Source organism: Streptomyces sp. MUM 203J (assembly GCF_022414595.1).
Lineage (GTDB): Bacteria > Actinomycetota > Actinomycetes > Streptomycetales > Streptomycetaceae > Streptomyces.
Map to the genome: position 1 here is coordinate 1 of NZ_JADWYO010000114.1, position 6,937 is coordinate 6,937.

6 protein-coding genes are annotated in these 6,937 nt (G+C 74.8%); all 6 read left to right on the plus strand.

All coding sequences use genetic code 11. The annotated features are described in order from the left end of the window. Positions 1 to 1,065, plus strand: a 1,065-nt coding sequence (locus I3F58_RS28915) for an FtsK/SpoIIIE domain-containing protein (RefSeq protein ID WP_275679048.1), incomplete at its 5' end; no start/stop codon positions are given. 364 nt (positions 1,066 to 1,429) lie between these two features. Next, complete coding sequence (locus I3F58_RS28920; RefSeq protein WP_240111675.1) at positions 1,430 to 2,797, plus strand: ABC transporter substrate-binding protein; 1,368 nt, start codon at positions 1,430 to 1,432, stop codon at positions 2,795 to 2,797. A gap of 4 nt (positions 2,798 to 2,801) precedes the next feature. Further along, entirely contained in the window at positions 2,802 to 4,139 is a 1,338-nt protein-coding gene (locus tag I3F58_RS28925; RefSeq protein WP_240111676.1) for a carbohydrate ABC transporter permease, read from the plus strand. Continuing rightward, positions 4,136 to 4,999 carry a carbohydrate ABC transporter permease gene (locus I3F58_RS28930; RefSeq protein ID WP_240111677.1) on the plus strand — a complete coding sequence of 288 codons (864 nt, stop codon included), beginning with the start codon at positions 4,136 to 4,138 and terminating at the stop codon, positions 4,997 to 4,999. Before I3F58_RS28925 ends, I3F58_RS28930 begins: the two co-directional genes overlap by 4 nt. 596 nt (positions 5,000 to 5,595) lie before the next feature. Beyond that, positions 5,596 to 5,781, plus strand: a complete 186-nt coding sequence (locus tag I3F58_RS28935) for a hypothetical protein (RefSeq protein WP_240111678.1) — start codon at positions 5,596 to 5,598, stop codon at positions 5,779 to 5,781. A gap of 207 nt (positions 5,782 to 5,988) precedes the next feature. Beyond that, positions 5,989 to 6,937: glycosyltransferase family 2 protein (locus I3F58_RS28940; RefSeq protein WP_240111679.1), on the plus strand; the 949-nt coding region annotated here is incomplete at its 3' end.

A 6,937-nucleotide genomic window follows, 5' to 3' on the forward strand; every position in this document is an offset into this window, starting at 1 on the left:
GGGCCGGGGGCGCACGGCAGGGCGGCGACGGCGCTGCCGCGCACGGCCCGGCTGCTCGACGAGCTGGAGCTGGCCCGGGCCACCCCGGCGTCCCTGATGGCGCGGTGGGCGTCGGCGCCGGACGGCACGGCCGTGCTGGGGCGGGGGCCGCACGGGCCGCTCCAGGTGGACCTGACGCGGGAGGGCCCGCACCTGCTCGTGGAGGGCCCGGCGGGCAGTGGCCGCACCGAACTGCTGCGGTCCGTCGCGGCGTCCCTGGCGGCGTCGGCCCGGCCGGACCGGCTGTGGCTGCTGCTGGTGGACGGCGCGGGCGGGGAGCGCGGCGAGGGGCTCGGCCCGTGCACGGAACTGCCGCATGCGGCCGGGCACCTGGTGGCGTCCGACCCGGTGCGGATGCGGGCGTTCGCCCAGGCGCTGGGCGCGGAACTGAAGCGTCGGGCGGAGCTGCCGGACCCGGCTGCGCAGCGGCCCAGGGTGGTGGCCCCGCGGACCCCGGAGCCGGAGCCCGCGGACCCCGCCCGGCCCCTGTTGCCCCGCCTCGTCGTCCTCGTCGACGACCTGGACGCCCTCGTGGCCCCCGCGCTGGGCAGCCCCGGACGTCCGGCCGCCGGTTCGGTCGTACGGGCCCTGGAGGCGGTGGCCCGGGACGGGGAGCGGCTGGGCGTCCATCTGGTCGCGGCGACGGCCCGCCCGGACCGCACGGCCGCCACGGAGGCGGCCCGCCGGGCCCGGCTGCGTGTCCTCCTGGACGCCCCGGCGCCCTCCCCGGGCCCGGACGATCCGGCACCGGGCAGGGGCCGCCTGACCCACGAGGACGGGCGCCCGGCGACACCCTTCCAGTCGGGCCGCGTCACGGGCCGCATCCCGCGCACGTCCACTCTGCGCCCCACCGTCGTCCCTCTGGAGTGGGCGCGCATGGGCGACCCCCCGACCCGCCGCCCCGTCCGCGAGCTGGGCAACGGCCCCACGGATCTGGCCCTCCTGGCCAGCGCGCTGGACCGGGCGGCACGCTCGGTGGAGGCCGACCCGGTCGCGCCCCTGGCGCCGGACCCGACGCCCAGGTAGGCCCGCCCGACCGCCTTCTCCTCCCGGAATCGGGGCGCCGCCAGCCCCGTTCCGTGCACCCCGGAGAGGCCGGGGATCCGCTCCTCGGGCCGGACGGGCGTCTGAGGGGCGCACCGGCAGGAGCTCCTGCGCGGGGCTTCGGGAGCAGCGAGGCCGGACGCGGCCCAGGACCAGCCCGGGAGCAGCGGAGGGACCGGAGCGCGGGCCCTCGTTCCCGGCCCGTCCGGCACCCGTGGGCACGGGCGCCGGACGGGAGCGGCAGCAGGGGGCCGGGGCGCGCTCCCGTTTCGGGGAGGGGCGGGGTTGGGGAGAAGCAACAGACGAGGACGACGCACAGCACGCACACCGGAGAAACGGGGTAGCGATGCGGACAACTCAGCACACGAGAAAGGCTGTTCTGGCCCTCACCACTGCCGGAGCCCTGGCCCTCTCGGGCTGCGGCGGCAGCGGCGACGGCACCGGCGGCGAGGACGGGGACAGCAGCAGGCCCCCCGCGGCCACGACCGTCGAGTTACCGAAGCTCGACGGCCAGCAGCTCCAGGTCGTCGCCGTCTGGACCGGCCCCGAACAGGACGCGTTCACCAAGGTCCTGAAGGAGTTCGAGCGCCGCACCGGCGCGAAGGTGAGCTACGTCCCCACCCAGGACGCCATGCTCAACTACATCGGCACGAAGATCGAGGGCCAGGCCCCGCCCGACGTGGCGATGCTCCAGCAGGTGGGCGCCCTCCACGAGGCCGTGGACCGCGGCTGGGCCAAGCCGGCGGGCGCGGGGACCCGGGCGCAGATCGAGAAGAACTACTCCACGGGCTGGCAGCGGCTGGGTGCCGTCGACGGCACCCAGTACGGCGTGTACTTCAAGGCCGCCAACAAGTCCCTCGTCTGGTACAACACCACCGTCTTCGACAACGCGGGCGTGACCGAGCCGAAGACCTGGCAGGAGTTCCTGTCCACGGCCGAGACCATCTCCGCCTCCGGCGTCACACCGGTCTCCGTCGGCGGCGCCGACGGCTGGACGCTGACGGACTGGTTCGAGAACGTCTACCTCTCCCAGGCCGGCCCGGAGAAGTACGACCGGCTCGCGCGGCACGAGATCCCGTGGACGGACGAGTCCGTCACCCGTGCGCTGACCACCCTCGCGGAGCTGTTCGGCAGGCCGGAGCTGATCGCGGGCGGCGCCGACGGGGCGCTCCAGACCGAGTTCCCGGCCTCCGTCACCCAGACGTTCACCGGCGGCGACCAGCCGAAGGCGGCCATGGTCTTCGAGGGCGACTTCGTGTCGGTGAACATCGCCCAGACCGACGCGGAGATCGGGACGGACGCGAAGGTGTTCCCCTTCCCGGCGGTCGGCGGCGAACCCCCGGTGGTGACCGGCGGCGATGTCGCCGTGGCACTGACGGACAACCCCGCCGCGCAGGCCCTGATGACGTTCCTGGCGTCCCCGGACGCGGCGGCCGTGTGGGCGGGGGAGGGCGGCTACCTCTCGCCCAACAGGTCGCTCGACCCCGCCTCCTACCCGAACGAGGTCCAGCGGAACATCGCGAAGGCCCTGATCGAGGCGGGCGACTCCTTCCGCTTCGACATGTCGGACCAGGCCCCGCAGTCGTTCGGCGGGACGCCCGGGAAGGGCGAGTGGAAGGCGCTCCAGGACTTCCTGAAGAACCCGGGGGACGTTGCCGGGACGCAGGCGCGGCTGGAGGCCGACGCGGCCAAGGCGTACAAGAACGAGGGCTGACGCCGTGGCGACCGCTCTCCCGAAGGCGGCGCGAGGGGGGCCGGGGCGGCCACGCCGGGTGACGGGCACCCGCCGCCTGATGGCCGCGGCCTTCCTCCTCCCCGCTCTGGTGCTGCTCGGCGCGCTCGTCGTCTACCCCATCGGCTACTCGCTCCACCGGTCGTTCTTCGACCGCGCGGGCACGGGCTTCGCGGGGCTGGACAACTACGTCGAGATCTTCACCGACGACACGATCCTGACGGCCGTGCGGAACAACCTGGTGTGGGTCGTCGTGGCACCGGCCGTCGCCACCGCCCTCGGGCTGGTCTTCGCCGTGCTGACGGAACGGGTGCGGTGGGGCACGGCGTTCAAGCTGATCGTGTTCATGCCGATGGCGGTCTCGATGCTGGCTGCGGGGATCATCTTCCGGCTGGTCTACGAGCAGGACCCGGACCGGGGTGTGGCGAACGCGGTGTGGGTGGGCGTCCACGACACGTTCAGCGAGTCGGCGGCGTATCCGAAGGCGAGGCCGCTGCCCGTGCATCCGCTGGAGGCGGCGGGCGGCGGCGCGTACGTCACGAAGGAGCCGGTACGGGCGGGCAGCCCGGTGCTGCTGCCGCTGGTGGGCGTCGCCCCGGGCGACATGCCCGCCGACGCCCGCCCGGCGCGCCCCGCCCCGACCGCCCCGGACCGGATCACGGGCACCGCCTGGCTGGACTTCACGCGCGGCGGCGGGGGCACCCCCAACACGATCGACGCGCGGGAGCCGGGCCTCAAGGGCCTGAAGGTCGAGGCGGTCGGGGACGGCCGGGTCGTCGCCACGGCGACGGTCGCGGCGGACGGCACGTTCACGCTTCCCGCCGCCGCCGAGGGCACATTCCTGCGGCTGCCGGAGTCCAACTTCCGGGAGCCGTACAACGGGGTGGACTGGCTGGGGCCGACGCTGGTCACGCCCGCGATCATCGGCAGCTACGTGTGGATGTGGGCGGGGTTCGCGATGGTCCTCATCGCGGCGGGCCTCGCCGGGCTGCCGCGCGAACTGCTGGAGGCGGCGCGGGTGGACGGCGCGAACGAGTGGCAGGTGTTCCGCCGGGTGACGGTCCCGCTGCTGGCGCCGGTGCTGGCGGTGGTCCTGGTGACCCTGATGATCAACGTGCTGAAGATCTTCGACCTGGTGTTCATCATCGCGCCGGGCTCCGTCCAGGACGACGCGAACGTGCTGGCGCTCCAGCTGTACCGCTCGTCGTTCGGCACGGACGCGCACCTGGGCGTGGGCAGCGCCATCGCGGTGCTGCTGCTGTTGCTGGTGATCCCGGTGATGTTCTTCAACATCCGCAGGATCAGAAGGGAGACGCGGCGATGAGCGCACCCCGGCGCCCCCTGGCCTCCCGCCTCGCGACCCGCCTCGCCTCCGGCGCCGCGCAGGTCTTCCTGATCGCCGTGGCGCTGTTCTGGCTCCTCCCCACGGTGGGCCTGCTGCTCTCCTCCCTCCGCTCCCCCGCCGACATCAGCTCCAGCGGCTGGTGGAAGGCCGCCACCGCCCCCGCCCGGCTCACCCTCGACAACTACACCTCTCTCCTGGCCGACGAGACCATCACCGGCTCCCTCCTCTCCACGGTCCTGATCACCGTTCCCGCGACCGTCCTGGTCGTGGTCATCGGCTCCCTCGCGGGCTACGCCTTCGCGTGGATGGACTTCCCCGGCCGCGACTGGTGGTTCCTCGCGGTGGTGGGGCTGCTGGTGGTGCCGGTGCAGGTGGCGCTGGTGCCGGTGTCGAAACTGTTCGGGCGGATCGGCCTGTTCGAGACGACGCTCGGCGTCGTCCTCTTCCACACGGCCTTCGGTCTGCCCTTCGCGATCTTCCTGTTGCGCAACTTCTTCGCGGAGATCCCCCGGGAGCTGCTGGAGGCGGCCCGCCTGGACGGGGCGGGCGAGATCCGGCTGTTCGCCCGGGTGGTCCTCCCGCTGGGCGGCCCGGCCATCGCGTCACTGGGCATCTTCCAGTTCCTGTGGGTGTGGAACGACATGCTGATCGCCCTGATCTTCGCGGACTCCGGGTCGCCGCCGGTCACGGTTGCCCTGCAACAGCAGGTCCGCCAGTTCGGCAACAACATCGACGTCCTCGCGCCGGGCGCGTTCGTGTCGATGCTGATCCCGCTGGCGGTCTTCTTCGCGTTCCAGCGGCAGTTCGTGTCGGGGGTGATGGCGGGTGCGGTGAAGTGAGCGGGCGCCGGAACCACGGGCGCGCCCACGGTGTCAGGTCACGATCCGCGCGTCGCGCGTCACCGGCCCGGGAAGCGGCGTCACCGGCCGGGTACGAGGAGCGTCAGCCCTGGCCGTGCATGGCCGTTCACCCGTTCCACGGCGGCCGAGCGCGGCCTGGAGCCGCCTGCCGGTGCCGGGCGTCATCGCCGTGACGCCCGTCCGGGGGTACCGCGCTTCGCCGCTGTCCGGGGACGACGGCGGCTCGCCGCCGTCGTCCCCGGAGTCCCCCTCCCCGCCGGCCTCGCCGGAGACGTCGGGCGGCAAGAGCGGCCCCTGGAAGGTCGGGGACCACGGCGGTCCGGGGCCGGAGCGGCGGCCGGACGGCTTCGGGGCGTACGGCTGCGACGACCCGCCACCGCGTCCGAGGCGCTGGAGACCCGGCCCGCGGGCGTCCTTCCGGACGCCGTCCGGTGCCCGGCGGGCACCGGCCTGATGCATCCGGGTCAGTGCGAGGTCCGGGCAGTCCGGCGAGGGCGGGCGTCCCGGCAAGACCGTGCGCGGACGGACCTGTCCGACGGGCACCCGGCGACGCGGGCGCGGGCGGCGGGGAGCCGGTGAAGGGGGACTGCGTCACGGCCGCCGCCCGGGAGGTGCCCTGCGCCTCCGGCGGATCCGACGCGTTCACGGTGCTGGGCCCGGCGAGGAGCCAGGACCCGTGCCCGGCCGGGACCATCGAGCCCATGCGGCCGGCGATCGTCGTCGGCAGACCGTCCGACGTGATCCGTACCAACCTCGCGTGACCGTGCGCGGGCGCGTCACGGGACGGTGCGGGGGCGCGGGACAGTGTGACGGGGCCGCCAGGAACTGACGCGGAGTCAAGTTCTGTACGTCCCGGATCACCTGGCCGAACGCGTCCGGGGCCGGTGATTCCGGGCGGCCCGCTCCCGGCGTTCGCCCGGTTGCCGCCGTGTGCGTAACCCGCCCGGTGCGGTCGGCGTTCCCGGGCCATGCCCCGGTTCAGCGTCATCGTCCCCGCCTGTCATGCCCGGTCACGCCTGCACGCGTGCCTGGAGTCGGTGCTCTCCCAGCCGTTCGAGGACCTGGAGCTGATCGCCGTCGACAGCGGCTGCGCCGCAGGCTCCCCCTTCGGCTCCCACGGCTCCCGCGAAGGCGCGCTCGACGGCTCCCCCGACGACTGCGCCTCCCTCGTCGACGAGGTGGCCGCCCGGGACCGGCGGGTCGTCACCCTGCGCGCCCCGGCGGACGGGCCGGGGCACCCGGGCGGTGCGGGCCCCGCCCGCAACACCGGGCTGGACCGGGCCACCGGCGACTACGTGCTGTTCCTCGACGCCGCCGACACCCTCCTGCCGGACGCCCTCCAGACGATCGCGGACCGGCTCAAGGAGACCGGCTCCCCCGACGCGCTGCTCTTCGGCCACGCCCGGGTGCCCTGGGCTGGCACCCCGCAGCCCGGCCCCGGGCGGCGGCTCCTGGCACAGACCGGACCCGCCCCGTTCACACTCGCCGACCGGCCGGGCCTGCTGCGGGCCCCGGCGGCGTGCAGCGCGGCGTACAGCAGGGAGTTCCTGGAACGGGAGGGCCTGCGCTTCCCGCCCGGCGACCACGAGCATGTGCCATGGACGTACCCGGTCCTGATGGCCGCCGGGTCGCTGGCCACGCTGGACCGCGTCTGCGTCGGCCAACACCCCAGGCGGGACCGGACGAGCCGCCGCCCCTCCGACCTCTTCGACCAGTACGAGCGGCTCTTCGCGTACGTCGACGAGCGCCCCGCCCTGCACCGCTGGCGGGCTCCGCTCTTCGGGCGCATGGCGGACGACCTGGCCGCGCTGTTCCGCGCCTCCGCCCGGCTCCCCCGCCCACAGCGCGCCGAGCTGGCCCGCCGCGCCCGCGCCCACTGCCGCCGCCACCGCACACCCGGCGCGGCCGCCACCGGGG